This is a genomic window from Archangium sp. (assembly GCF_057119385.1).
This window is the reverse complement of sequence record NZ_DBNGVP010000221.1, coordinates 46,969-71,768: the sequence shown is the minus strand read 5'-3', so window position 1 is coordinate 71,768 and position 24,800 is coordinate 46,969. Positions and strand designations below refer to the sequence as shown.

General features: G+C 69.6%; 24 protein-coding genes. 12 read left to right on the top strand and 12 right to left on the bottom strand.

The window, feature by feature from the left end:
• Positions 1–251: 251 nt before the first annotated feature.
• Positions 252–1,775, top strand: coding sequence for an FG-GAP repeat domain-containing protein (locus AC16DP_RS50150; RefSeq protein ID WP_329729470.1), 1,524 nt, complete (start codon positions 252–254; stop codon positions 1,773–1,775).
• A gap of 3 nt (positions 1,776–1,778) precedes the next feature.
• Complete coding sequence (locus AC16DP_RS50145; RefSeq protein ID WP_329729469.1) at positions 1,779–2,819, top strand: ASPIC/UnbV domain-containing protein; 1,041 nt, start codon at positions 1,779–1,781, stop codon at positions 2,817–2,819.
• A 10-nt stretch (positions 2,820–2,829) separates the two neighbouring features.
• On the opposite strand, the gene AC16DP_RS50140 is transcribed toward AC16DP_RS50145, so the two are convergent.
• Positions 2,830–3,249, bottom strand: coding sequence for a hypothetical protein (locus AC16DP_RS50140; RefSeq protein ID WP_329729468.1), 420 nt, complete (start codon positions 3,247–3,249; stop codon positions 2,830–2,832).
• 201 nt (positions 3,250–3,450) lie between these two features.
• Here AC16DP_RS50140 and AC16DP_RS50135 point away from each other — a divergent pair, with 201 nt between their 5' ends.
• The 3 genes from AC16DP_RS50135 (at position 3,451) to AC16DP_RS50125 (ending at position 5,239) form a co-directional block, all read left to right on the top strand.
• On the top strand, positions 3,451–3,840 hold the full coding sequence (locus AC16DP_RS50135) for a VOC family protein (protein ID WP_329729467.1): 390 nt from the start codon (positions 3,451–3,453) through the stop codon (positions 3,838–3,840).
• Between the two features lie 83 nt (positions 3,841–3,923).
• Positions 3,924–4,595, top strand: coding sequence for a hypothetical protein (locus AC16DP_RS50130; protein WP_329729466.1), 672 nt, complete (start codon positions 3,924–3,926; stop codon positions 4,593–4,595).
• Complete coding sequence (locus AC16DP_RS50125) at positions 4,592–5,239, top strand: hypothetical protein (RefSeq protein WP_329729465.1); 648 nt, start codon at positions 4,592–4,594, stop codon at positions 5,237–5,239. Before AC16DP_RS50130 ends, AC16DP_RS50125 begins: the two co-directional genes overlap by 4 nt.
• A gap of 9 nt (positions 5,240–5,248) precedes the next feature.
• Here the strand turns inward: AC16DP_RS50125 and AC16DP_RS50120 are convergent, their stop codons facing one another.
• Positions 5,249–6,517, bottom strand: a complete 1,269-nt coding sequence (locus AC16DP_RS50120; protein ID WP_329729464.1) for a cytochrome P450 — start codon at positions 6,515–6,517, stop codon at positions 5,249–5,251.
• Between the two features lie 76 nt (positions 6,518–6,593).
• Positions 6,594–7,439 (bottom strand): class I SAM-dependent methyltransferase, encoded by an 846-nt coding sequence (locus tag AC16DP_RS50115; RefSeq protein ID WP_329729463.1) that lies wholly within the window; start codon positions 7,437–7,439, stop codon positions 6,594–6,596.
• A gap of 75 nt (positions 7,440–7,514) precedes the next feature.
• Here AC16DP_RS50115 and AC16DP_RS50110 point away from each other — a divergent pair, with 75 nt between their 5' ends.
• Complete coding sequence (locus AC16DP_RS50110; protein WP_329729462.1) at positions 7,515–7,955, top strand: helix-turn-helix domain-containing protein; 441 nt, start codon at positions 7,515–7,517, stop codon at positions 7,953–7,955.
• A 39-nt stretch (positions 7,956–7,994) separates the two neighbouring features.
• Here AC16DP_RS50110 and AC16DP_RS50105 read toward each other — a convergent pair whose 3' ends face one another.
• Positions 7,995–10,055, bottom strand: a complete 2,061-nt coding sequence (locus AC16DP_RS50105; protein ID WP_329729461.1) for a hypothetical protein — start codon at positions 10,053–10,055, stop codon at positions 7,995–7,997.
• A 254-nt stretch (positions 10,056–10,309) separates the two neighbouring features.
• Here AC16DP_RS50105 and AC16DP_RS50100 point away from each other — a divergent pair, with 254 nt between their 5' ends.
• Both AC16DP_RS50100 and AC16DP_RS50095 read left to right on the top strand, forming a co-directional pair.
• Positions 10,310–11,050, top strand: a complete 741-nt coding sequence (locus AC16DP_RS50100; RefSeq protein WP_329729460.1) for a hypothetical protein — start codon at positions 10,310–10,312, stop codon at positions 11,048–11,050.
• A 213-nt stretch (positions 11,051–11,263) separates the two neighbouring features.
• A complete protein-coding gene (locus AC16DP_RS50095; protein ID WP_329729459.1) occupies positions 11,264–11,521 on the top strand; it encodes a hypothetical protein in 258 nt (85 codons plus the stop codon).
• On the opposite strand, the gene AC16DP_RS50090 is transcribed toward AC16DP_RS50095, so the two are convergent.
• Complete coding sequence (locus AC16DP_RS50090) at positions 11,494–13,392, bottom strand: CocE/NonD family hydrolase (protein WP_329729458.1); 1,899 nt, start codon at positions 13,390–13,392, stop codon at positions 11,494–11,496. The two genes, AC16DP_RS50095 and AC16DP_RS50090, sit on opposite strands and share 28 nt — an antisense overlap.
• Before the next feature lie 50 nt (positions 13,393–13,442).
• Positions 13,443–14,042: a hypothetical protein gene (locus AC16DP_RS50085; RefSeq protein WP_329729457.1), complete on the bottom strand. Its 600-nt coding sequence runs from the start codon at positions 14,040–14,042 to the stop codon at positions 13,443–13,445.
• Between the two features lie 233 nt (positions 14,043–14,275).
• Between AC16DP_RS50085 and AC16DP_RS50080 the strand changes: the two genes are divergently transcribed.
• Complete coding sequence (locus AC16DP_RS50080) at positions 14,276–14,869, top strand: hypothetical protein (RefSeq protein WP_329729456.1); 594 nt, start codon at positions 14,276–14,278, stop codon at positions 14,867–14,869.
• 25 nt (positions 14,870–14,894) lie between these two features.
• Here the strand turns inward: AC16DP_RS50080 and AC16DP_RS50075 are convergent, their stop codons facing one another.
• Together AC16DP_RS50075 and AC16DP_RS50070 are read right to left on the bottom strand one after the other, a co-directional pair.
• The gene (locus AC16DP_RS50075; RefSeq protein ID WP_329729455.1) at positions 14,895–15,023 is read right to left on the bottom strand and encodes a hypothetical protein; all 129 of its coding nucleotides are present in this window, start codon (positions 15,021–15,023) and stop codon (positions 14,895–14,897) included.
• Positions 15,024–15,033: 10 nt separating this feature from the next.
• The gene (locus AC16DP_RS50070) at positions 15,034–15,858 is read right to left on the bottom strand and encodes a hypothetical protein (RefSeq protein ID WP_329729454.1); all 825 of its coding nucleotides are present in this window, start codon (positions 15,856–15,858) and stop codon (positions 15,034–15,036) included.
• A gap of 349 nt (positions 15,859–16,207) precedes the next feature.
• On the opposite strand from AC16DP_RS50070, the gene AC16DP_RS50065 reads away from it, so the two are divergent.
• On the top strand, positions 16,208–16,774 hold the full coding sequence (locus AC16DP_RS50065; protein ID WP_329729453.1) for a hypothetical protein: 567 nt from the start codon (positions 16,208–16,210) through the stop codon (positions 16,772–16,774).
• 45 nt (positions 16,775–16,819) lie between these two features.
• Entirely contained in the window at positions 16,820–17,254 is a 435-nt protein-coding gene (locus tag AC16DP_RS50060; protein WP_329729452.1) for a hypothetical protein, read from the top strand.
• Positions 17,255–17,263: 9 nt separating this feature from the next.
• On the opposite strand, the gene AC16DP_RS50055 is transcribed toward AC16DP_RS50060, so the two are convergent.
• Positions 17,264–18,787, bottom strand: a complete 1,524-nt coding sequence (locus AC16DP_RS50055) for an ArnT family glycosyltransferase (RefSeq protein ID WP_329729451.1) — start codon at positions 18,785–18,787, stop codon at positions 17,264–17,266.
• A 101-nt stretch (positions 18,788–18,888) separates the two neighbouring features.
• Between AC16DP_RS50055 and AC16DP_RS50050 the strand changes: the two genes are divergently transcribed.
• A complete protein-coding gene (locus AC16DP_RS50050) occupies positions 18,889–19,308 on the top strand; it encodes a hypothetical protein (protein ID WP_329729450.1) in 420 nt (139 codons plus the stop codon).
• Here AC16DP_RS50050 and AC16DP_RS50045 read toward each other — a convergent pair.
• Genes AC16DP_RS50045 through AC16DP_RS50035 form a run of 3 tightly spaced genes read right to left on the bottom strand, consistent with a single transcriptional unit; the run spans position 19,305 to position 24,757 of the window.
• Positions 19,305–20,357 (bottom strand): hypothetical protein, encoded by a 1,053-nt coding sequence (locus tag AC16DP_RS50045; protein WP_329729449.1) that lies wholly within the window; start codon positions 20,355–20,357, stop codon positions 19,305–19,307. The genes AC16DP_RS50050 and AC16DP_RS50045 overlap by 4 nt on opposite strands.
• A gap of 21 nt (positions 20,358–20,378) precedes the next feature.
• Positions 20,379–20,873, bottom strand: a complete 495-nt coding sequence (locus AC16DP_RS50040) for a hypothetical protein (protein WP_329729448.1) — start codon at positions 20,871–20,873, stop codon at positions 20,379–20,381.
• Positions 20,874–20,911: 38 nt separating this feature from the next.
• On the bottom strand, positions 20,912–24,757 hold the full coding sequence (locus AC16DP_RS50035; RefSeq protein ID WP_329729447.1) for a serine/threonine-protein kinase: 3,846 nt from the start codon (positions 24,755–24,757) through the stop codon (positions 20,912–20,914).
• Positions 24,758–24,800 lie beyond the last annotated feature (43 nt).

Sequence of the window (24,800 nt, the reverse complement as noted above, 5' to 3'; positions counted from 1 at the left end):
AGCGTCCTAGAAGCAGCGGGCCTTCGCGACCCGCCGATGCCTGCCTCCTCCTCGAGCATTCCCTCGGGCCACCCTCCCAGCGTCTCGGCGCTTCCCGCTGTGGGGTTGGAGGCTTGCATGATTACCGCTCGGCCGGGCGGATGCGTTGCGCCGTCACACGGGCGCCGCTGCGGGCCTCCTCGTTCTCGTCTGGTGCGGCGCAACGGACGGGGGAGGTGAGGATGCTCCGCCGCATGGTAGACTCCCGGGCGATGCGATCATTCGTCCTCGGAGCCTTGCTGTGCCTCGCCGTCGCGCCCGCCCGCGGTGCATCGGACCCGGGCTCCTATCGGATGCTCCGCCAGCTCGACTCCCGCGAGGCGCTGCAAGACTCGCTGGAGTCCTTCTTCGACAGCCGTCTGTGCACGCCGCTCAAGCAGGGCCGTTTCGTGCTGCCGGGTGACGCAGCGGCTCCAGAGGTCCGGTTCCCCACGGAGTCTTTCGTCTGGATCTCCGGGTGCAGCGTGCGGGCGCTCGCCTTCGAGCCGCGGCCCGAGGGAACCACCGCGCGGTTGCTGCTCGAGCTGGATGGCGTGGACCGCGAGGGCGCGCGCCGCTCGGTTCGAGGTGAGGCTTCCGCCACCCTGAGCCGGTCACGTCCGGAGGCCTGGCGCCTGGAGCGGATGGAGCTGGCGTGGCGTCAGGACGCCATCCGGCCCGAGCCCCGTTTCCTCGAGGCGGCGGAGCGCGCCGGGCTCGTACTCCCTCCCGAGGCGGACGGTGAGGCCGCGGGGATGCAGGCCTCCATGAGCAACGGGGCCCTCGCCGTGCGTGACCTCGATGGGGACGGGCTCGTGGATGTGCTCGTCGCCGACCCGCGCGCCCTGTACCTGTTCCGCGCCACGGCCCCGCTGCGTTACGTGCGCACGCGCCTGGACGTGGCACCTCCGAAGGGCGCGTGGTTCTCCTCCCTGGCGGCGGGTGACTTCGACGCGGATGGAGACCCGGACGTCATCGTCACCACGCAGACGGCCTGGAGCGCCGAGTCCCGCCCCACCGCGCTCCGCAATGACGGGGGAGGGCGCTTCAAAGCCGTCGCGTCCCGGCTCCCGCCCGCCAATTCGCACGCCTCGCTCGCCACCGACTTCGATGCCGACGGCAAGCTGGACCTCGTGTTCCTCCACTACCCGATGAAGTACGGGCCGGATGACTTCCTCGCCGCGAGGGATGGCCGCCCCGCCCGCTTCTTCCGGGGCAAGGGGGACCTGACCTTCCAGGAGATTGCTCCTCCCCAGGACGAGCGGCATCGGCGCTGGGGGCTCGCCGCCGTCGCCGCCGACCTGCTCGGAGAGGGACGGCCGCAGGTGTACGTGGCCAATGACTTCGGCGACAACGACCTCTGGCGCTTCGATGCCCGGGGCACTCCTCGCGATGTGACGGACGCCCACCAGTTGAGGGATCCGGGCAATGGCATGAGCGCGGACGTGGGGGACGTGAACGGCGATGGGCGGCTCGACCTCTATGTCGCCAACATGTTCTCCAAGGCGGGCACGCGCGTGCTGGCCGCCGCCCAGGTCCGTCCCGAGCTGAAGGCCCGCCTGGACAAGTTCGCGGCGGGCAACACGCTCTATGTCTCCCGCGAGGACGGCGGCTTCGACGAGGTGGCTCGCGCGCGGGGCGTCAACCGGGGCTTGTGGGCCTTCGGCTCCATCTTCCTCGACGCGGATGATGATGGCCGGTTGGACCTCGCCGTGGCCAACGGATACTACAGCGCTCCCAATCGAAAAGATCTTTGAAGTGTGTACTGGCGCCAGGTCCTGGCGCTCTCACTTCAGGGCAGGTCCACGGGCCGCACTCCTTCGCAGGCCTCCTCCTCCCCCTATGCCATGGTGGGGGCCACGGGGCCCTCTCCGCTGCGCCGCGTGGGCCGCACGGGCTTCGAGCAGTCCTTCTCGGGCTGGGAGCCCAAGAAGCTGTGGATGCAGCGGCCGGACGGAACCTTCGAGGAGTGTGCGTACACGGACGGCTTCTCGTCACGTGCCGATGGCCGCGCCCTGGTGGCCCAGGACCTGGACGGGGATGGGGACCAGGAGCTGCTCATGCTCAACCGCGCCCGGCCGCGCCTGCAGCTCTTCGTGAATGAAGGGGCCGTGGGGCATGCGCTGGAGGTGCGGCTGCGCGCCACGGGAGGCGACCGCGAGGCGAGCACCGCGACGGTCCGGGTCCGGACGGCGGCGGGCACGCGGGCCTTCCCCGTGTTGCTGGCCCGGGGCTACGTGAGCGCGGTGGACCCCACCGTGCACGTGGGGCTTGGTCCAGAGGAGCAGGCGGAGGTCGAGGTGACGTGGCGCCCCGGTGTGACCGAGTCCTTCGGCGTGCTCGCGGCGGGCCGGCGGTGGTCCCTGACGGAGGGGGGCTCGAAGGACTCCACCCCCTTCACTCCTCGCGCGCCACGCCCGCGCCATCCGAAGCTCCCCCTGGAGCTCGAGCAGGTGGGGGGCACGAAGGACGGGCGGCCCGCGGCGGTGCAGCTCTTCGCCTCCTGGTGCAAGCCCTGCCGCGAGGAGGTGCCCCTCTTGTCCAGGCTGGCCCAGGAGGGCCGGTGGCAGGTGCGCGGGCTGGCGGCCCATCCCCCCGAGCAGGTGCGGGCCGAGGCCGCGAAGCTGTCCATCACCTACCCGGTGGAGTCCCTGTCCGAGGAGGTGGCCGAGCCGCTCTCCGTGGGCGGGCAGCTCGCGCTCCCCACGGTGCTGCTCTACGACGCGACGGGACGGCTGGCGCGCGTCGTGCGGGGAGGGGAGTCGCTGGAAGCGGCGCTCGCCGAGGTCGACTCCCCGTGAGGCGCCACCCCTACTCCACCCAGTTGATGTTGCCCAGGCCAGCGGGGATGAAGTCACACACGTAGACGGAGTGATCGTAGGGGTTGTCGTCGTAGACACCCCGAGCCTCGATGCAGCGCGCCTTCTCCGGATACGGGGCGTTCAGGTCCTGAGCGAGCTGCTGGCAGGACGCGTGGTCCGTCGGACCCGCGCACTCCTCGGTGCATTGGTCAGCGCTGATCCAATACGGGTTGTAGGTGGGATACGAGTCCATCTCGTGCCAGCACAGCCCGGACGCACAGTCCGAATCGGCGTTGCAGCCGGTGCCCGTGGCGTTCAGGCCCTGCGTCTGCTCCTCGAGCCGCGGGGCCTGCGTGGGGGCCGTGCTGCCACAGGCCACGAGGCCCAGCAGCGGGAGCAACGAGACGGACACCGCGAGGAAGTTTCGCATGGATGAGGTCCTTTCCTGGTGAAGAGAGGAGGGAACCAATCATTCCTCGCGAATGAAGCCAAGCTGACTTTTCATGAACTCCTGGTTGGGTTGGCAATCCCGGTGCCGCTTCGGGCACGCTGTGTCCCCGGGTCCGGGACGTACGACCAGGCCCCTCTACCGCCGTACGCTGTTCCACCCGTGCAACCGGAGTCCGCCGCCATGAAGCTCGGCTACGTCATCCTCTACGTCGCGAACGTGCCCGCCACCGTCGACTTCTACGAGAAGGCCTTTGGCCTGCAACGCCGCTTCCTCCACGAGAGTGGCCAGTACGCGGAGATGGAGACCGGCGCGACGGCGCTGGCGTTCGCCTCGGAGGAGATGGCGAAGGACAATGGCCTCACGGTGCGCTTCAACCGGCCGAAGCAGGACGCGGCGGCGGTGGAGGTGGCGCTCGTCACGCCCGACGTCCAGGCCGCCTACGAGCGGGCGGTGAAGGCGGGCGCCGGGGCCGCGCAGCCTCCCAAGCAGAAGCCCTGGGGGCAGACGGTGGCCTACGTGAGGGATATGGACGGAGTGCTCGTGGAGCTCTGTACGCCGATCTCCCCCTGACGCGAAGGGGCTCGACAACCGGCGCCCGCTGGGGTTCGCTTCTCCCCCGTCCGCGGCACTGGCCTCCGAGGCTCTCCTTCTCCATGCGTTGGTTCGCGCTCCTGTTCCTGCTCTGCACTTCCGCGGCCGTGGCTGCCCCCGAGGCTCCCGCCCGCGCCCCCACCCGCAAGAAGCCGAAGGCTCCTCCACGGGAGGCGAGCCCCGAGCCCCCTCCGGCTGCGGCCCGGCCGGCCGAGACGAAGCCGGCGGAGGAGCTGCGGTACTCCCTCGCGCTCGTGGGGGGCGCGTTCCACGGTGGCGGCTTCAACCGGGGCCCCCAGGGCTCGGCGCAGCTCACCCTGACGCCCCCTGGCTGGGGCCGCTTCTCCTTCGACGTGGAGCTCGGCTGGCGGCTGGCGCGCTTCAAGGCGAACGTCCCTGGCACCGGGGTGAGCGTCTCCGCCCTGCATTCCCTGCCTCTCCTGGCGGTCGGGCGGATGAACCTCGTGCGGATGAAATACCTCGGTGTGGACGTGCGCGTCGGCGTGGGGCCGCTCCTGGCGCTGCACCACCTCTCGAGTGACTTCTCCGAGAGCTCCGTGCGCTCGGCGCTCGGCTGGGAGCTGCTCGCGGGGGCGCAGCTTCGCGTCCCGCTGGGGGCGTTCGAGCCGTTCCTCGATGGACGGGTGGGGTTCGGCGAGGCGTACATTCCCTTCATCACCGGGCGCTCGACGGGGGTGCAGGGGCTCCTGGGTGTGAGGTATCAGCTGCCATGAGAAAGCTCGTCTCCCTCGCCGCTTCGTTGTTGCTCCTGTCCTGCCAGGACTGGCCGGAGCCCGTCATCCGCTCGGTCTCGCCGCCGGAGATGCGCGCGAGCGAGGCCACGGCGCTCGCTCTCGATACGGATCTGGTCCTTCCCGCGACGGTCGACTACGGCAAGGGGACCGTCGAGGTGGACACCCGGGTGTCGGTGCGCATCGGGCCACTGGATGTGCCCACGCTCGCCGTCTCGCCCGAGGGCGTCATCTCCACCCGCGTGCCGTCGCTGCTCGCGCCCGGCAGCTACGACGTGAAGGTGACGCTCGGGGACGGCCGCACCGCCGTGCGCCCGGGCGGCCTCACCGTCGTCGAGGGGGAGTGGCCGGAGGGCTACAGCATCGATCCCATCGGCCCGCAGAAGCGCCTGGTGCCCTTCACGCTGACGGTGCGCGCGACCGGCGCGGCCGCGGCGGCGTTCCGCGGCAACGTGCGCCTGGAGACAGGGGTGGGCAGCTCCGTCGGACCGCGCGTGAGCGAGCCCTTCGTGGACGGAGTGCTCACGCAGCAGGTGGTGGTCGACTCCACGCTGGCGGACATGGCCATCCGCGTCACCGACGCCGCCGGCCACGTGGCCACGTCGAACACGTTCCTGCTGCAGTGACGGGGTGGGCTAGTTGTCCCAGACGAGCTCCAGCTTCTTCAGCGCACGGAAGTAGAAGCTGGGCTCGTATTCGGGGATGAAGCCGGGCGCGAGGCGCAGGTGGGGCAGCCGCTCGCGGAGCACCTCGAGGGCGACGCGGGCCTCGAGCCGGGCCAGGGGCGCGCCAATGCAGAAGTGGATGCCCCATCCGAAGCCGATGTGCCGGCCCACCTGTGGACGATGGACGTCGAAGGTGTCCGGGTCCGCGAACGCCCGCTCATCGCGGTTGCCCGAGCCGTAGACGATGTTCAAGCGCGCGCCCTGGGGGAGCTCGACTCCGCCCAGCTCGGTGGCCACCTTGGCGATGCGGGGCTCCATCTGCACGGGAGAGGTGAAGCGCACGCTCTCCTCGATGGCGGCCTCGAGCAGCTTCGGATCCTCCTGTACCTCCTGCCATTGCCCGGGGTTGCGCAACAGGTTGTACAGCAGGCCGCTGATGAGGCTCGTGGTCGTCTCGTGGCCCGCGCTCAGCAGGATCATCATCTGGGAGATCATCTCCGCGGTCGTGAAGGGGTGCTCGCCGTCCACCCGGGCCTGGACGAGCGCCGTCGTCAGGTCGCCGGTGGGATGGGCGGCACGGTCCGCGAGCAGGCGGGCGTAGTAGTTCTGGTAGTCGACGCAGCTCTGCGCCGCGACACGCTGTTCCTCCGCGGGCGTCTGCGGGCTGAAGAGTTTCATCCAGGTGTCGTGCCACTGCTTGACGCGGCGCATGTCCTCACGGGGCACACCCAGCAGGTCGGCGATCACCGTCATGGGCAGGGGATGCGCCAGGGCCGCCACCAGGTCCACGTGACCCTGATGGGCGAACTGCCCGACGAGGCCCTCGGTCAGCTTGCGGATGCCCGCTTCCATCTCCGCGACACGCTGGGCCGTGAAGGCCTTGCTGAACAGCGCACGCACGCGGGTATGGCCCGGCGGGTCGTTGTTGAACAAGCCCGGCGCCAGCGGGTAATGGCCCGTGGCGAGCACGGCTTCGATCTCCGCGGGCAGGGCCACCGGGTTGTCCAGGTTGTGGAGCGAGGAGAAGAGGTTCGGACTCTTCAGGACGCGGGTGATCAGCTCATGGCTCGTCACGAGCCAGGCGTTGAACTGGGGGCAATAGGCGACGGGCGCCTCGCTCCGCGCACGGGCGTAGAAGGGGTAGGGGTCGAGCTGGAAGGCGGGATCGAACGGGTTGTAGCCCTGACCGATGGCCGCAGTGGGGTGGACGGTGGATGCTTCCGGTGGAGCGGCGCTCATGCTCGGTTTCCTCGGGGTGGGTGGGAACTGCCGGGGAGGAGACCTATCGCAGGGCTTTGTCGGTTGCGAAGGGGGCTCAGGGCGCTCGGGCGCGGAGCAGCCAGCAGGCGGCGGTGAAGCGCACTTCCGCTCCGTGCACATAGGGCTCGAAAGCGGCGCGGACCGTGTCGATGACCCGGGTGCGAGTCGGGTCGTCCGCCTCGTGAAGAATCAGGCCGAGCGGCCCGAGCCGGGACAGGTAACGGACCAGGTCCTTCTCGGGCAGGGTGCAGGCCACATCGAGTGGCTGGATGTCGATCCCCGTCCAGCCGCTCTCCTCCAGGATGCGGTGCACCCGGCTCGGGTCCGCGAAGGCGAACTGCCCCGGCGCGTCCGGCCGGCGGGCGGGCATGCCCGGCAGGAGCGGTGCCGCGGCGCGCTCGGCCGTCGTCATGAATGGATTGTCCGACGGACTCCGCCAGGCGATGAACCGCATGTCGGCGCCTTCCTTCGCGGCACGTCTCAGGTTCGCGAAGGCCCGGATGGGGTCGTCGAAGAACATGACGCCGAAGCGCGAGATGAGCGTGTCGAAGCTCGCGGGCTCGAAGGAGTGGTCTTGCGCGTTGGCGCGGAGGAAGCTCGCGGGCGTGCCTTCCCGTTCGGCGCGGGCCCGGGCGGCGGTGATCATCGGCTCCGAGATGTCGATGCCGGTGCAATGGCCCTTCGCACCGAGCCTCCGCGCGACGGCGAGCGTGGTGCTGCCCGTACCACAGCCGACGTCGAGCACCCGGCTCCCGGAGCCGGCGGAGACCGCTTCGACGAGCAGCTCCTCGAGCGGCTTGAACATCGGGTCGAGCACCTCCTGCTGCTCGACCCAGGCGCGTCCGGCGAGCCCATTCCAGAGCTTCGTCTGCTCGTCATCGGGTTGGCGCGTGTCATTCATGATCGTCTCCTGGGGCGTGCCTTCGAGAATCGAAAGCCGTACCCTGCCAGTTCAAGTCGACTTGAGGTCAAGAGGATGAGAGACCTGGACATTACCGAGGTGGCGAAGCGGTCCGGCGTTCCCGCCTCGACGCTGCGGTTCTATGAGGAAAAGGGGCTGATCGCCTCGGTCGGCAGGCGGGGCCTGCGCCGTCTGTTCGAGCCCGACGTGCTGGAGCGGCTGGCGATGATCGCGCTGGGGCGCTCCGCTGGCTTCTCGCTCGAGGAGATCGCGCGGATGTTCGCGCCGGACGGGCGGCCGCGCATCGACCGGCGGATGCTCGAGGCCAAGGCGGAGGAGCTGGACAGGACGATCCGCGAGCTCACCGCCATGCGCGACGGCCTCCGGCACGCCGCGGCCTGTCCCGCGCCGAGCCACATGGAATGCCCCACCTTCCGCCGCATCCTGCGGGCCGCCGCCTCTGGCGCTCTCGAAGCGCGAAGGAAGAGGGCTCCGCGGCCACCGGGGAACGGATAGCTCTCCCCGGACCCGGCTGTCAGCGCCGGGCCCTGGACGTCAGTTCCAGGGGTTGGCGGGCTGATCGTCGATCGCCACCCAGAAGCGGGTGGTGGTGCTGATGGAACCCGCGGCCCACCAGCCCCAGCCGCCGCCGCCGTCGTGGAACTCACCCATCCGCCAGCCCGTGCCGTAGGTGCTGGCGCAGATGCCGTCCGCGGTGGCCCGCGAGGTGAGCGTGGAGCCCGTCACGGGCGCGCTGAGCCTGACCTCGCCTCCGGACCAGCCGTTGTAGAAGTCGAAGGTGATTCCAGAGGGCGCCGGCCGGCCGTCCTTCTTGAGACACAGGATGGGCAGGGAGGTGTAGGGGCTCGTGTCGCCGCTGTAGGCGTTGCTCACGCTGTCACTGCCAACATTGACATACGCGCCGTACTGCTGCCGCGCCTTCCAGGTCATGCCCATGTGCGTGGCGGTGCCGCCGCCCGTGGTCACCTGGATGTTGCGCACCGTCGTCTTGTTGAACTGACGGCCATGGCTGTCCCTCTGGGCGATCAGCGACAGGCCCTTCGTGCCGGTGGACGACCAGACGTGGGACGCCGGCGTCAGCGAGGCGGGCGCGCCGCTCAGGCTCGAGGTACCGCCATCACCCCAGGCGAGCTGGTAGGTGACGGTGTCCGTATACGGCCAGCAGGGGCGCATCCGGGCGTTGTACGTCTGCGTGGTGTTGACGGGCACGCTCGCGTTGCCCACCAGCATGGGCTCGAGCGCCTCGGAACCGATCAGATCCCAGTAGTTGAGGTGCCAGCGCGGGCTGGTCCACAGGGTCCACCGCTTCTCCCGCGTGAGGAAGGAGTCCGCCTGCGCGGTGATGAGGATCTGCCAGTCCAGATCGAAGGTCAGCGCATCCACCGTCTCGAAGTAGCCGTCACCGTTCGCGTCGCCGCAGTTGTTGCCGTAGTAGCCCCACAGGTCTCCGTACAGGTAGGGGCGCACACCCACCTGGGCATAGGCCACGCTGTCATCGTAGAGGAAGCCACGGATGGCGAGCTGCGCGTAGATGGTGGGCTGGATCCTCCCGGAGACACCCCCGGTCAACGTCTGCGGCCCCTGCAGATTGCTCGAGCTGAAGTTGGAGTAGCCGTTGCAGCTGTCGAGCGTGCAGGTGTAGTCGAAGTAGCCCGAGGCGGCCTGCGCGCCATTGTAGGTCACGGAGCCGGTCACGCTGGCATTGAACTGCAGGCCCGCCGTGATGGGGAGGTTGAAGCCGATGTACACCGGGATGGGACCGATGGCGAAGCCGAAGCCGAAGAGGAAGGGCTTGGCCAGCTGCCACTCCCAGGGCGGGCTGCTGTAGTTGACCGTGCCGCTGAGCGTGGTGCCGTAGTTCACCATCGCGCTGCCGTGGGCCCGCGCGTAGTCGAACTTGATGCCGTAGGGAATACAGGCACCGAAGAGCTTGAAGCGCTTCTGCCGGACCTGGATCTCCCCCACCGCCGAGGCCTGGGCGTCTCCCGTGAGCGACAGGTTGCCCGAGAAGCCTCCACCGATGTTGAAGTTCTGGCTGAGGGGCGTGCTGATGTTGAAGGACTTGTTCTTGTTGACGATCTTGTCGTCACACCGGCCGAACAGCCCGAAGGACTCCTCGCCGGCCCCGGGGCGCGAGAAGGTCTCGTAGGCGACTTCGCCGTCGAGCGGCTCGGCGATGGCCTGCAGCGCCGGGGTGAGATAGCCGAGCTGCTCGGAGGTGCTGATCTCGTTGACGATCTCCTGGCTGAGCGAGAAGGAGGTATTCTCGGTATCGATGGAGTTGAGCAGCTCCTCTCGCAGGCTGTAGGGCAGCGGTGCGTTGTAGATGCCGCTCACGCCATCGAGCATGTACATCGGCTTGCTGAAGTACTGCCCCTCTTCGGTATAGCCATTGATCTGGACGAGCCGCCAGTCGTATCCGGTCTCGAGCGTGTACTGCCAATAGTCGCCCCCCGGGAGCGCCACGGCCGGCATGGCCGCCTGCTGCTGCGCCAACGCCGGTGCTCCAGCGGTGAGCAACAGCCCCGCCGCGGTGCGTACCAGGAACCTCGCCAGCCTGTTCTGCTTGAGCCACTCGTTCATCGACTGCCGCATTCGTCCTCCGTCAGGAGTATTCCAGCGGCAACACATTCTCTTGTCATAAACGGAAAATCAAGGGAGCAGCGGATTACATATCAGGATGGATGTTGATGGATTCCGGGTGAGGTCCGAGGTCTGAAGCTCCACTGGCAGGAATGAGCCCTCGAAAAGGCTTAATCGTTGGAATCCTTGATTTTCAATATTGCTCCATTTATTCTACGGAGACTGGAATTCAGGCTGGACCTGCACACCCAGATTCGGAGAATCCCATGCGTCCCTCGTTGCTTCGTCCGCTCGTCACTGCCTCGTTGTCCGGGCTGCTCCTGGCTGCTTGCGGAGGCGCACCGGAGGAGCTGGTGCCAGCAGAGGAGCAGCCAGGCACGCAGCAGTCCGCCCTGTGCTCCGGCTTGAGCGTCACGGATCTGTCCATCGGGGGTATCAGCACCTGGCAGGGGGAGATGGCGGGCAGCGGGCCCTGGGCGGTGTCCACGGGCGCCAACGCGGTGCGGCTCGAGTACTACGTGGATGGGGCGCTGCGCAGCATCGAGGATCGCACGGGCGGCTCCGGCACCTGGTACTTCAGCACGACGGGGATTGCCTGTGGCACGCGCAACTTCACGGTCAAGGCCTTCCCCATGGTCGTCGACAGCGCGGGCAACCGGACCGTCTGTCTGGATGTGCCCCGGTCGGTGTCCCAGGCCGTGACCGAGGCCTGCCCCGTTCCATCGGTGTCCATGACGTGCGCGCGCGCCACCTCGACGGCGATGCGCTGCACGGGCAGCGCCACGGGAGGCAGTGGCAGCTACACCCCGTATTGGCAGGAGTGGGAGTACGGGTATCCCCTGGGCTGGTACTCGGGCGCGATGATCGAGACCTTCTTCTGCCCCACCCCCAGCACGACGGCGAGCGCCAACACCACGAAGAAGGCCGAGTTCAAGGTGATCGACAGCAATGGAACGGCGTCGGCCGTCGTCAGCCGAAGCTTCAGCTGCCGTGACGACATGAAGTGAGCCGGGGGGGCAGTGCCCCCCTGAGTCCTCCTCCCGGGTCAGCGGAAGATGCGCGGGGCGCTGGGGGTCCGAGATGGCTCCCCAACCCGTGCCCGGCACGAAGGTCCGCGCGCGGTAGCCACGCCGAAGGTTCGCGGAGGGCCCGAGAAATTGACGAGCGCCCCACTTGCTGAGCCCTATCGCGCCTTCACTGGCGTGAAAGGGGCTTTACTCATGTTCCGAAGCATTCTCGTGTCTGCGTTCCTCGTCCTCGCCGTGGGCTGTGGTGGAGTGGAGACTCCCGACGACGCGGGGAGCGACGCGCTCGCGCAGCAGGACAAGACGACGCTCGCTACGTCCTGCGAGCAGATTCAATACCGGGGCTGCAGCCCGTTCTCCGAAGTGCCCTGTGTGTTCAGCAATGGCGCGCAGGGCTGGTGCTACTGCCAGGACATTCCCTTCAATCAGTGGCAGTGCACCACCGAGTTCTGATTCGTCAGGGAGCGCTGGCGAGCACCGTGCGTGGCCGTCCGGTGGGCCGTGGCCTGTCGCTCCACCGGCAGGAGGAGCCTCGATGCCTCCTCGCTTCCTCCGAGCTCCACCGTCTGCGTGGCCACCACGGGGGTCGTCTCCTCGTACCAGGGGCGCGCGGTGTTCAGGTGCGCGGACAGCAGGGGGTAGCTCGACGAGGACACCCAGAGCCCGAGCCGGTGTCCCTTCGCCAGCACCCAGGAGGTGGCGCGGAAGTCGATCTCCACCTCGCGCTCGCTGCCGGGGGTGTACGCGAGGGGCGCGGGCGTGTCCGCCAGGGGCAGACGCAGGGTGGCCGCTCCATCGGTGACATGCAGGGCGCGCCCCTTCGCATCCACGTCGACGAGCCTGGCGACGAAGGCGGTGTCCTCCGCGCTCGAACGCACGCGAAGACGCAACCGCGCGCGGCCGGCGATGCGCAGCGCGGAATCCGCCGGGGCTCCCACGAAGCGCAACACGTCCTGCCGTGCACACGGCCAGGTCTGAACCACCGGTCCCTGCGGGGTTCCCTGGCGGCCGTAGATGGCGAAGGCCAACCCGCGGCCTCCTCCCTCGCTCCTCCAGGGGTCGGCGGGGTCATAGCGGTAGGACAGGGAGGCGGGCGTGAGGGGGGACTGGCCGCTCAATGACGCCGAGGCACATGCCCCGGGCGCTCCTGTCGCCGGGGCCGTGTCCAGGAAGAGCACCTGCTCCCGGGTCGCGGGAGGCCACGCGGGCAGGACGCGCGCACCGTCATCCCCATGGCCCGCGACGACCACGCGGCCCGCTTCATACGGCAGGGGCACGCCCTGGAGCGCATGGCGCAGCCACGGGATGGTGAAGGCCCACTGGTTCATGTCGTCCTTGATGCCGGGAGTCTTCACGGCCCCGCCCTGCATGCCCAGGTGGTTCCACGGCCCCAGCACCAGCAGGCTCCGCTCGCGCGAGGCGAGGGACTCCCACGTGCGGAGCGTCGCCGGCAGGAAGGGATCATCGAAGCCACCGACGAGGAGCATGGGAGGAACCCCGGGCCGCTCCGGCAGTTGCCGCAAGGCCACGGTCTCCGGCCGCTGCCACAGCGCGCCTCCGGGCTCCAACGCCTTCAACCACTCCCGGTAGAAGGGAAGCGGCGCGCCGAAGGCGGCGACGTCGGCCTCGAGGTGCGGGCGGTGCTCGAGCATCTTGCGGTAGGCGTCTCCCGCGGACCGGGTCTCGCGGAGGCCCGGCATGAAGGCCGCCCAGGCCGTCAACAGCTCATGCGGGAGCAGCCCCCGCTCGGAGACCACCTCCCGCAGGTCCGTGCCGAAGACGGAGACCACCACCGTCTTCACCTCGGCCGGCAACTCTCCCGCCACGGCCCCGAGCGCCGTGCCTCCGAGATACGACATGCCATACAGCGCGATGTTGCCGTCCACGAAGGGCTGCCGCACGAGCCAGCGCAGGGTGTCCTCGCCATCGGAGACCTCGTGCACCAGGGGCCACCACTCGCCGCCGCTGGCCATGCGTCCCCGCACGTCCTGCAGCACGCAGCCCAGGCCGTAGCGGACGAACAGGTCACAGCTCAGCTCGATGAAGGGCCCCAGGTCGTAGGGATTGCGGATGAGCACCACGGGGGCGCGCTCCACGCCCTCCGGCAGGAGGATGCGCGTGGACAGCTCCACGCCATCCCGCATGCGCACGGCTTGCTTCCGCCAGTCTCCCGGCCGGTGGGTGAAGGCCGGGAGTGAGTTGGAGCTCCGCCGGTCTTCCTGGATGGCATTGCGAGCCAGGCCACAGCCCACCGTGCAGCACCCCAAGAGAACGACGAACAGCTGGCCCCAGAACGCGCGAACACTGCCCATGTGCTGGAGCATATCCACTCCGAATGAGGCAGTGGAAGTTGCGCGGGCCGGGTCAACGGGCGCTAAGGAGTACCGGTCTTGGGAGGTGCCTGTTTCTTGGCGTCGCAGTCCGGCCCGGTGCAGGGACACGTGACGGTCCCGCAGTCGCACCGGGGGGCGTACCCCCAATAGCACAGTCCGTAAGCGCTTCCCGTGCAGTACCCGCCCGGGCAGTAGGCGTCACAGTTGTCGGTACAAGACCCGAGATCACAGCCGGACTGCGTCCAGGTGCCTGTCGCATGATCATTCGGGCATTGCGGCCCCGGCTGGGGCCCCGTGTTGAGATAGCCCTGGCACATGACGTGATACTCGTAGAACGTACTCTTGTCCTGATTGCACCAGGCGTTGGTGTAGACGAAGTTGTTCGGGACGCCGCAGTCGCTATCGGACATCGCTTTCTGGCAGTCCAACTGATTCGCCGCGTTGCAACGATCATTGGTCGAGTACCGGTAGGCGAAGCACTGCCCGATGTCGATGGTTTGGACCGTCGGACCCTCGGACGGTCGTGCGGCCGGCGTCGCATCGCTCACGGAAGACGTGTTCTTGCAGCCAGAAATCAGCAGGGGCAGCGTGGTACATGAAAGCAAGACACAGCCGCGCAGCAGCTTCATCATCGCCGTCATCTCATCCTCCTCCTTTTGGAAAGGAAATCTGTTCTAGGGTGTCTGGTCCCATTCGGCAATTTCATGGCTCTGGATTCGCCGCGTGCGAGCCGCGTCAGGGATGATGCGGTCGCTACATCGTTGGTTGATATTTGATATAGGAGATGGAGACCGGCGGGTTCTCGGTCCTCCTCGACTCCTCCCCTGAAACCACGTTGGCCCCCGGTTCATGGAGGGCGATCCGGGCATGGCATGTGGGGTGCGCCTTCAAGGCGAGCGCCCAGGCGGGTGTCTCGGCGGATACGAAGGGCCACGCGTACACGGCCGCGCTGACGGCCAAGGCGGAGACGGGCGTGGGCGTCGCGGCGAGCGCGAGCCACGACTTCAACCGGCACGTGGGCGGGTTCATCAAGGGCAAGGCCTCCGCCACCGCCTACGCCGAGGGCGTGGCGTCCGTGGATCCGAGGACGGCCACGGCGCTGCTCTCGGGTCAGGTGGGCGCGGCCGCCACGGCGGGCGCGTATGGCACGGCGGGCGGGCACCTGGGCCGGCTGCACGGCTCGGTGACGGGGGGCGTGGTGGCGGGCGCGGCGGCCCAGGCGGGCGGGAAGTTCGGTCTGGAGAACGGCTTCCTCAAGCAGTCCGCCGAGCTCAACGCCGCGGCGGGTGTGGGCACCCACCTCAAGAGCGACGTCGCGGTGGACCTGTGCCACCACATCAAGCCCGGCATCGCGTCCGGCCTGCGTCCTGGTGCCGCCGCCGCGTCCACCGTGGCCTCGCCCGCGAACACGCTGGAGCCCGAGAAGTCGCGCGTCGAGAAGTTCTTCTCGAAGGTCTTCCACGGGTGAGAAGGCATCGCGACCGGGGGGCCCGTCAGGCCGCGGAGACGCGGACGATGAAGTCGATCGGCTTCGCCAGCTGGAGCGGCTCGATGGAGGGGTGCAGGGGCATGGGCACGGAGACCCACCGCCGCATGCAGACCGCCCCTTGCTGTTTGTTCATTTCACTTCATCTAGAGGCCAGGCGCCGGGGACTGCTCGGACACCGGACGTGCCATCCCGGGTGTCATGGCGCCTCCCGCCTCCCGCTGGCGCGCGGCCCGTTCGATCCGGCGGCGCAGGCCCTTCATCATCTTCTTCTGCATGAGCAGGTGGGGGAGGACGATGAGGCCGGATGCGAAGGGCCCCGCCTGCCGTGGGCTCACGCGAAAGCGCACGAGCAGACGGCTCCTTTCCTCATCGACCGGCTGCACCACGAGGGCCCAGACGAAGTCCTTGTCGCCGAACACGAAGGCACGGCCTGGATCCACCCGCAGCACGCGCCACGATCCATCCGGGTTGATCAGATCGCCGACCTTGGGCTGCTGGTACTCCGGGAGGATGCGATCGACGCTGTGCACCGGCGCCCCCGCCAGCCGCTCGAGCCAGTCATAGCTGTAGAAGCCTCCGCGCTCTCCCGACCCTATCTGCACCAGCCACGGCCAGATGTCCTCGGGGCGTGCGCGGAGGGTGAGGGCGTGGGTGAGCTCCGTCGCCCTCCGGTCGGGAATCAGCTCGTCCCCTGGCAGGGATTGCTGTTCCTCCTGTCGGGTAGCGCCCAATCTCATCATGCTCGAGCGCAGGAAGAGCCGGTAGACCCAGGGGGTCAACGCGCCCACCGCCGCCAGCTTCCAGAGGAGCCGTCCACTCCGGCGCCCCTGCTCCCAGGCCGCCGCCGATGCGGCCAGGACACTCGCGGCCAGCAGACCGTCCACCACCACCGCGGGGCCCAGCATGACGGCCGAGCCTCGTATCATCGCCAACTTCTCCTGCGTACTCGCTCCCTGCTCGGCTGCCATGGTGGTCTCCTCGCTCGAATCGCTGGCGGCAGGCTGTCCATGTGGCGGGACCGCGACAAGCTGCCCCTTCGTGCTGGAGGACCGTGCGCGCTTCGTCAGCGCCCCATGCGTTGTCCGGCGCGCACCCATGGTACTGGCTCAGGGGGCCGGCGGGAGGGTGCCCGAGCGCAGCGACTGCATCTCGACGGAAGCCCCTCGCGCGCTCTGGGTCCGCGAGCAGACGAAGGTATTGAATCCCTTCGTGTCGAGCACTCGGCTCAAGTGGCCGCTACCGGCTGCCAGCCGGAGCCCGGTCCCACCGAGCCCAACCCTCCACCCCCCCTCCGCGCCGGCTCCTGCTGCGGCCGGGATGTCCTCCCAAACCCTGACCGCGGCTCCCGAGGACCTGGAGGTTGCCGCCGGCCTGGCGCCGCAGGACCGAGCCTTCCGCGGCGTGCTCACCACGCACTCGCTGCAGGCGCCTCAGTACTTCCATTACGACGCCTTCGTGGTGACCGCGCGCGAGAGTGGCCCGGTGACCATCATGTCCGATGTCATCGAGGTGGGGCCGAACGGCTACGTCCACGGGTACGGCTATCCGCTCACCATCGCGCCCATCGAGGAGGGCGCGGTCCTGACCCAGATCGGTGGCGAATACGTCCAGAACGCGCTCGAGACCGGGACGGCGATGATCCGGTACCCGGTGCAGAAGGGGCGTCAGTACATCCTGGCCTACAAGACGTTCAGCGGTTTCATGCCGCTCTCGTACCGGCTCTGGTTGTCCCCCTACCTGCAGATGGAAGGCAGGATCGAGACCCTCCCCGCGCCAGTCCCCGTGACGGGGAACGACACGGGGCAGATCTCGCTGGAGAACCCGCGCCCGGCTACGTTGAGCCGCATCGTCGAGTGGCTGAGCCCGCGGATGGGCGGCTCCTGAGACAGCGGGTTGGCGGCGGCTCCTGTTCCGGTAGGGTGGGCGCCCATGAGGCTCGTGAAGTCGCACTACCTGGCGGACGAGCGCCTCGAGCCGCCCATTCCGGCCTCGGGGCATCTCATCTGGGCGCACACGGAGTGGTGGGAGCGGCAGTTCGCCCAGCACGGGCTGGAGCGCCTGACGGACGTGGAGCGGAGGCTCCATGCGGTGTTCGACCTGTTCTTCCCGCACTCGGTGCGCTCGTTCTACGTCTTCTGCCGGGACCCGCGGGCCGTCCAGCCGCGCACGTGCCACCTGCTGCCCGGACCGGCGCTGATGCACCGGGCGCGGTTGTTCCAGCGCATGGCGGAGGACATCCGTGCGCGGCGCATCACCCTCTCCGGAGAAGGGTGGGAGCTGCTCCGCAAGACGGCGAGCACCCTCGCGCCCGTGCCCGTCAAGCGCGCCTGGCGCACGCTGAAAGGGCTCGTCCAGCCGGGGTGAGCGCCTCGCCTACTCGTAGTGCTTCACGCGCGGCCAGAGGGTGGCCAGCGGCACCTTCAGCCCCGAGCACAGGTAGAGCGGCAGGTTGTTCTCGTAGGGCATGACGTAGGGGTTGGGCGGCACGCGCGCGGCGAGCTCGACGTGCGCGCACACGGGCTGGAGGTCCTCCTGTTTGCCCCCGACCACGAGGACATTCCCGTCCGCGTCTCCGGGCCCCCAGAGGAAGTAGTGGTTGTGGCCCGAGCGCGCGGGAGGAAGGCCGTGGGCCGCGCCGAGCCAGTCGAGTGCCCCGGCCTCCCCGTAGTTCTGCGTGAAGAGGGTGGTGCGCGCCCGCTGCTCCGGAGGCAGGCGTTGGTAGACCTCGGCCACCGAGGCGACGAGCTCCTCCCAGCCGTGCTGGTCCGCGTAGTGCTGGGGCAGGACGCCGTACTCGTGGCGCTCCTGCGGGGAGGACTCGATGCCCAGGGTGCGCTGCCAGGAGATGAAGGTGTCCACGGGCAGCACGGGCAGGGTGAGCGGCGCGAGGGCGGCGAAGCCCGCGAGGCCCGGGACGAGCACCGCGGCGCGTGCCACGGGGCGCTGGATGAGGCGCTCGGCGTGCACGGCGCCCGCGGCGAGCAACATGGGGTAGGCGGGGGCCAGGTAGTAGTCCTTGGCGCGCAGGAAGACGAGCAGGCCGAAGAGCAGGACGTAGGCGAAGCCGAGCGCGCGGTAGGGCCGGAGGGAGGGGGAGAACAACAGGACGCCGAGCCCCGTGAGCCACAGGGGGGCGGAGAGCGGGTGCAGCAGGAGGAACTGCCCGCCCACGAAGTCGCCGAGCTGGAAGGGGGTGTTCTTGTAGAGCTGGCCGTTGCGCAGCAGCTCGAGCATGGGCCAGCCGTGCCCGTGCTGCCAGAGGAGGTTGGGCAGCACGAGCGCGGTGGCGAGCAGCACGCCGAGGCCGAACCAGCGGCTGGCCAGCAGCCTCCGCGCGGGCGTGAGGAGGATGCCGAGCACGAGGCACACGGTGAAGAAGGCCATGGAGTACTTGTTGAGCATCCCCACGCCCGCGAGCGCGCCCAGGGCGAGCCACAGCCGGGTCTGCCCGGTGCGCACCAGGTGCACCAGCAGGGCGGCACAGCCCGTCCAGAGGAGGGGCTCGAAGGCATTCATGGTGAGGGTGTGGCCCTGGAAGAGGAAGATGGGGGCGAGCGCGGCGGGGAGGGCGGCGAGCGCCACGGCGAAGCCTCCACCCCCGAAGCGCCGCGCGAGGTGTCCGGTGAGGGCCACGAGCCCCGCGGCGGCGAGCGCGGGCAGCACGCGCAGGCCCGTGAGGGAATGGCCGAAGAGCGTGGTGGCGAGCCGGGCGGCCACGGCGATGAAGGGGGGCTGGTCCACGTAGCCCCAGTCGAGCCGCTGGCCACAGGCGATGAAGTAGAGCTCGTCCCGGAAGTAGCCGTAGCGGTGGGCGAAGAGCAGGTGCAGCGCCGCCGTGGCGAGCGCGAGCCCTGGTAGGAGCCAGCGGGGCGGGGAGTGGGGGGGCGCCGGGGTCATGGGGCGAGCCTGCCATAACGGCGCGGCGGGGCCTCAGTCCGGCCTCGGACGGGCGCTCGACCGGTTATCATCCGCCCCGGAGCGCAACGGAGGGGAACGACATGGGCATCAGCGAGGACAATCCCGGGTACGGCTATGGCGACAACGAGCTGGTCGTGCCGAGCAACTGGACGGTGACCTTCGTGGAGGGCCAGCTCGCGGTCTCCTGCACGGTGGCACCGAAGAACGCGTGGACGGATGCCATCACCAACCTGTACGTGGGCCTCACCAGCCCCACGGACACGTCGAAATTCTACTGCTCGGGTTCGGTCACCGCGGTGCATGGCTCCCCGCCCTCGGGCAACGCCATGACCGGCTTCTCCCAGACGTACCTGTACGAGCCCAAGGCGCACGGGAACACCGTGCGCTCCATCGTCTTCGGGTACGTCCAGACCAGCCTGGGCTCGAGCTCCTTCATGCTGCAGCGGCTCTTCACCGTGGGCACGGCCGGGGGGAAACCCAAGCCCGGCAAGGGCGCCTAGACGTCGCTCCAGAGCGAGAACCGGCACTCGAAGTAGGGATACACCTTCACCGAAACCGGCGCGTCCGGCCGGACCACCAGCTTGGCACCGACGGTCCGGCACAGGTTGCTCGGCCATCGGTGCCCCGTGAGGGGGACGCGCTCGCGCCCGGGCCACTGGAGGATGGCCTCGCGCTTCTCGGGCGTGCACAGCCCGAGGTCCACCATGCGCTGGAGGAACTCCTTCGCCCACGGCTCGTGCGGCTTCTCGGGGAAGGGGAGTGCCAGCCCGATGGTGGGGCCCACCGTCTCGCCCACGTCCAGGTTCACCTCCGCGAAGTGCAGGTAGTTGAGCCACGTCTTCGTGAGCTCCTCCACCTGCGCCCGGGAGCCCGGCCAGCCGATGCGCTCAAGGTACCCGCCCACCTCCTCGCGCGGCATGCCGATGATCATCCGCACCGCGTCCGAGCCGCGGCAGGCGAGCGAGGCCACGTGCTCCACTTCCGCGAAGTCGGGCAGCTGCTCGAAGCAGCGCTCCACGGTGCGCGCGATGGCCGGGCGCACCGGCCCCCCTTGGAAGGACTCCAGCGCACGCCAGGTGAGCTGGAGCGACTCGTCCACGGTGGCCCCGGTCTCCCGCCGCGAGCCGGGTGGCTTCTGCCCGAACTCGGGCTGCACGCAGGCGAAGGCGAAGGGCTTGGGGGTCGTGGTCGGGCCCTCCACGTCGTACTCGATCCACAGCACGGGCACGCGCGCCAGCGGCGACTGGGGGTCCACCCACTGCCGCGAGAATTCACGCACGCCGTCCCAGAGGGGCCCGGTCAGTGGCTCGCGCGTCTTCTCGAGCGCATCCGCGAGGGCCTGGTGGCCACCATCGGTCCGCATGCAGCAGACCATGTAGTCCACCCGGGGGGCGCCCGCCTCCATGCGGCACTCGAAGCAGAAGCCTCCCGAGACCTCCGGAAGCAGCCGGGCCACCGCGTTGACGTGGCCGAACTCCTCCTCTCCCACCAGGTCCTTGGAGAGGAACGGCTTCAGACGGCTCATCAACTCATCGATGGGGACGATCATCGGGAAGTCCTGGAGCCGCGCTCACTCGATGGTGAAGGCCTGCGGGAGGACGCCGTAGTGCCCGTCCGGGTTGACCACGGCCAGATCGTACACGCCGATGGGCGCGTTGGAGGGGAGGTTGAGCGTGCAGGTGAGCACGGAGCCGCGGCCGCCGGGGTTCTCCACGCTCTGCGTCACCGCGGGCAGATCCATACCGCTCAGCTTGAGGGCGGCGAACGTGCCCGTGGTGAAGAAGTCGCCCGCCACGCGCAGTTGCACCGCGTTGCCGCACGAGCCCGTGCTCGGAGTGGCCGAGCTCACCTGCACCACGGCCTTCACCCACACCACGGCGAACATCTCCAGCGAGGCGAGCTCCGTCTTGAGATGCTTCATCACCGAGTCGAGGTGGCCCTTGTGCAAGGCCTCCCGCTGCGCTTCGGACAGGTTGGCCTTGGCCATCGCGCCATCCGGATCCTTGCTGAACTGCCGCTGCAACTCCGGGTTGCGGATCAGATCGGAAATGAAGTGTAGAAGCACGGTCCCCTCCCTCGTGGGTGGTGCTGGGATACCTCGAACTACGCGCCGAAGCCAGGGGCCAGGACCGCGGCCCAGCGGCGAGGCTCGCGGATGTCCTCGCCCTTCAGCGTCTCGGTGGCGCGGGTGACGAGCTCCTTGCCCGCGTCGCCGCCCACCAGCTCGCCCTTCCACAGGCGCGCGCAGGCGGCCAGCGTGGGCATCCCGGCCGCGTCGTAGCCGTCGATGGCCGCGGACAGGTGGGTGAGCGCCTGCTCGGGCTGCTCTCCGAGCCGGGCCGCACCCGCCTGGAGCAGGTGCACCAGGGACGGTGCGTCGCGCCGGAGCTCCTGGGCGAGCAGGGCGATGTCCTTGTTCACGCGCCGCACGAGCTCCGCGCGCCGCTGGGGCTCCCGCTCCGCCAGGGCCAGGCAGATGCGGGCCCGCAGCCCGTACAGCTCGAAGCGGCCGAGCTGTCCGCGCAGCCACTGTCCGGCCACCAGCGAGGGCCAGGCCTTCTCCAGCCGCTCCAGGGCCTGCGCCAGCTTGTCCTCGTACAGCTCGGCCAGCGTCTCGCGCAGCACCTGGAAGCCGTGCTGGATGGCGCCGAGCCGGCTCCAGCCCGCCATCATCTCGGTCATGAGCGCGCGGGCCTCGTCCGTCTGGCCCTGGGAGATGAGGCACAGGGCCGTGGAGAAGGACGCGGTGACGCGCGAGAAGAGGTCCCCCACCTCGTTGGCCACGCGGAACCACTCGGAGGCGCGCTGCCCCAGCTCGCGCAGGCCGTGCGTGGCCTGCAACACCAGACACGCCTGGGTGCGCCCGACGTTGGTCTCCCAGATGACGTCCAGGCCGTGCTCCTGCAGCAGCTTCATTCCGTGGTCCGCCTGCGCCAGGGCGGTGCGCCACTCGCCGAGCACGTACGAGTGGGTGCTCTGGTACGTCTCCGCGAAGCCGATGAGGGCGGGCTCCTTCAGCTCGAGCGCGAGCGCCTTGCCCTGCTCCTGGTAGCGCGCGCCCCGCTTCACCGAGCCGGCGGTGCCCTGCCAGAGCCACAAGGCGCCGAAGGCCGTCAGCGCGCGGGACGCCCGGGCGGGATCTCCGGACTCGAGGGCCATGCGCAGGCTTTGGATCTGGAAGCCCATGGCGCGCAGCGACTCGATGCTCGCCAGGGACTTGCCCAGGGCCCACGTCACGTCCATGCGCGCGCGCAGCTCGGCGGGGATGGGGTCCGGCCGCTGGCGCAGCTTCGCGCCGCCCGCCATCAGGCGCATCATGTTCCACGCCACGCCGCCCATCGCCACGGCGTTGGAGTCCGAGTAGGACAGGCCCACGCGCGTCAGCACCGGCCGCACCAGCGTCAGTCCCTCGTCGATGCGGCCACTGAGCATCAGGCTCTCGATGGCGCGGCGCCGCAGGTCCAACCCGTGCTCCTCGGGGCCCTCCTCGGCCACCTGGAGGAAGAGGGGTCCCGCCTCGCCACCCCGGCCCGCGTTGGCGAGCGCCTCGGCGCGGCGCAGCTTCAGCACGCCCGGCTCGGGCAGGGCGGCGTTCGCGGCGCCCCCACTCCACTCGAGCGCCGAGCCGAAGAGATCCGCGGCACGGTGGAAGGCCAGGGCCTTCCAGGCCCGCTCCGCCGCGCGGAAGGCCTGCACGGCCGCCTCGCGCAGCTCACCCGCGCCATGCAGGTGCAGGGCGAGCAGCTCGGGGTCTGGCTCGGGCCGCTGGACCCACACCTCGGCGAGCCGGCGGTGGTGGGTGGCGAGCGTGGTGGACTCGAGCTGGGCCAGCACGCTCTCGCGGATGCGATCGTGGGCCACCTCGAGGCGCGAGGAGTCCCCGGTGCGGCCCTGGAGCAGGTGTTGGGCGCGCAGGAGGACGAGCGAGGAGAGCGCGGTGTCCCCGAGCCGGGCCGCCTCGAGCACCACCGCCTCCTCCGTGGGCCGTCCGGACACGGCCGCCACTTCCAGCAGGCGGCGGGCGCCCTCGGGGAGCTGGCGGAGCCGCCGCGCCAGGACGCCGCTCAGGGTGACGTGCGCTCCGGAGTCCGTGGCGGTGGGGCCGCTGCCCGGCTCGGGGCGGGCGAGCTCCTCGATGAAGAACGGGTTGCCCTCGGCCTCGCGGATGATGCGCTCGGCCTGGAGCCGGGCCTCGTGCGAGGAGGCACCCATCCGGTACAGCGCCAGCCGCGTGGCCTCCTCCGCCGGCAGCGGCCCGAGGACGACTTCCCGTGGCGCCTCCAGCACGAGCGAGTGCGCCAGGAGCCGCTCGAGCTCGCGCAGGAAGGGGCTGTTCCCGGCCTCCCCGCTGCGGTAGCTGGCCACCAGCAGGAGCGAGGGCATGTCGGGCGGCGAGAGCAGCTCCGCCATCAACTGCGCGCTGTCCACGTCACCCCACTGCAGGTCATCCAGGCAGAGCACGAGGGGCCCCCGGCCGGAGATGCGCCGCAGCAACTCCTTGAGGACGGTGGCCACGTGCCAGCGGGCCTGCTGGGGCTCCTGGGGCCCGGCCGGGGCTGGCGTGGGCTCGAGCCGCTCCGCCACCACCCGGAGCACGGGAAACACTGGCAGCAGCTCGTGGAACCGCTCCGGGAGGAGCGCCCGCGCCTCCTCGGGGGGGAGCCGCAGCAGGAAGCGCACGAGCGAGTCGAACAGGCTGTCCAGGGCCTTGTAGGGCACGGACTCGCGCTCGTGGCAGCGGCCCATGAGGGCCACGGCCCCGCGCTGGTGGACGGACTCCACGAAGCCGCGCAGGAGCGTGCTCTTGCCCATGCCGGGCGGGCCGTGCAGGTACACGATGCCGGGCTTTCCGGCCGTGCTGCGCTGGAAGGCCTCCTCGAGCACCGCCAGCTCCGCCTCGCGGCCCACCAGCGTGCGTCCCCGCTCCGGCAGCGCCATGGCGCCGCGCGAGCTGGTGCCTTCACCCCGTGGGGCGAAGCAGGCGAGGATCTCCTCGAATCCGGGCCGGCGGCTCGGCTCGGGCTCGAGCATGCGCATGCACAGCTCCGAGAGATCCTTCGGAATGTCCTGCGACACCTGCGAGAGGGGCACGGGCCCGTGGTTCTGCTGCTCGCGCCGCTCGGAGGAGTTTCCGTAGAAGGGGCGGATGCCGCTGAGGGCCTCGTAGAGCATCACCCCGACGCTGTACCAGTCGGTGGCCTCGGAGATGCCCTCGCCGGACCACTGCTCGGGCGCCATGTACGAGGGCGAGCCGGCGACGCCCTCGGGGGCCTGATCCTGCGGGGCGGGAGTCAGCTCCTTGGCGAGCCCGAAGTCGAGCAGCACGACGCGGCCGGTGGGGGTGACCAGGACATTGGACGGCTTGAGGTCGCGGTGGACGATGCCGGCGGAGTGGAGGGCCCGGACGCCCTGGGCCAGGTGGTAGAAGGCGGCGCGCAGGCGCTCGGGGTCGACGAGGAAGGGCGACGCCGTGGGCCGGGGGTCGCGCGCAAGGGGCACCTCGCCCGAGGGCTCCGCCGAGGAGAAGGTGGCCGTCGCGTCGTGGGGGCCGCTCGCGCCCGGGTCGGTCCGCCGCTGGCTCGGAATCACCGTTTCGGTCCTGTCCTGGGGCGAGTCACTCAGGGACAGGGAGGCGCTCATGGAGCGCACGTACGTGGTGAAGTGAGCGCCCTCCACGTACTCCATGGTGAAGAACCACTGGTTGCCCTCCGAGTGCAGCTCGTAGAGGGTCACCAGGTTGGGGTGGACCAGGTCCCCCAACAGGCGGAACTCCTGCTTGAAGCGGTAGAGCGCGATGGGCCGGGGCTCGTGGAGGAGCTTGAGGGCCACCACCGTGTTGTAGAGGGTGTCGAAGACCTCGTAGACATGGCCGAACGAGCCCTGGCCCAGGGGACGGCGGACCTGGAAGCGCTCATTGCCGATGAAGTCGGCTCTCGCGGGGACCCTCACGTTCCGTTCCTTTCACGAACGACCGGCACGGCACCTGCCAGGG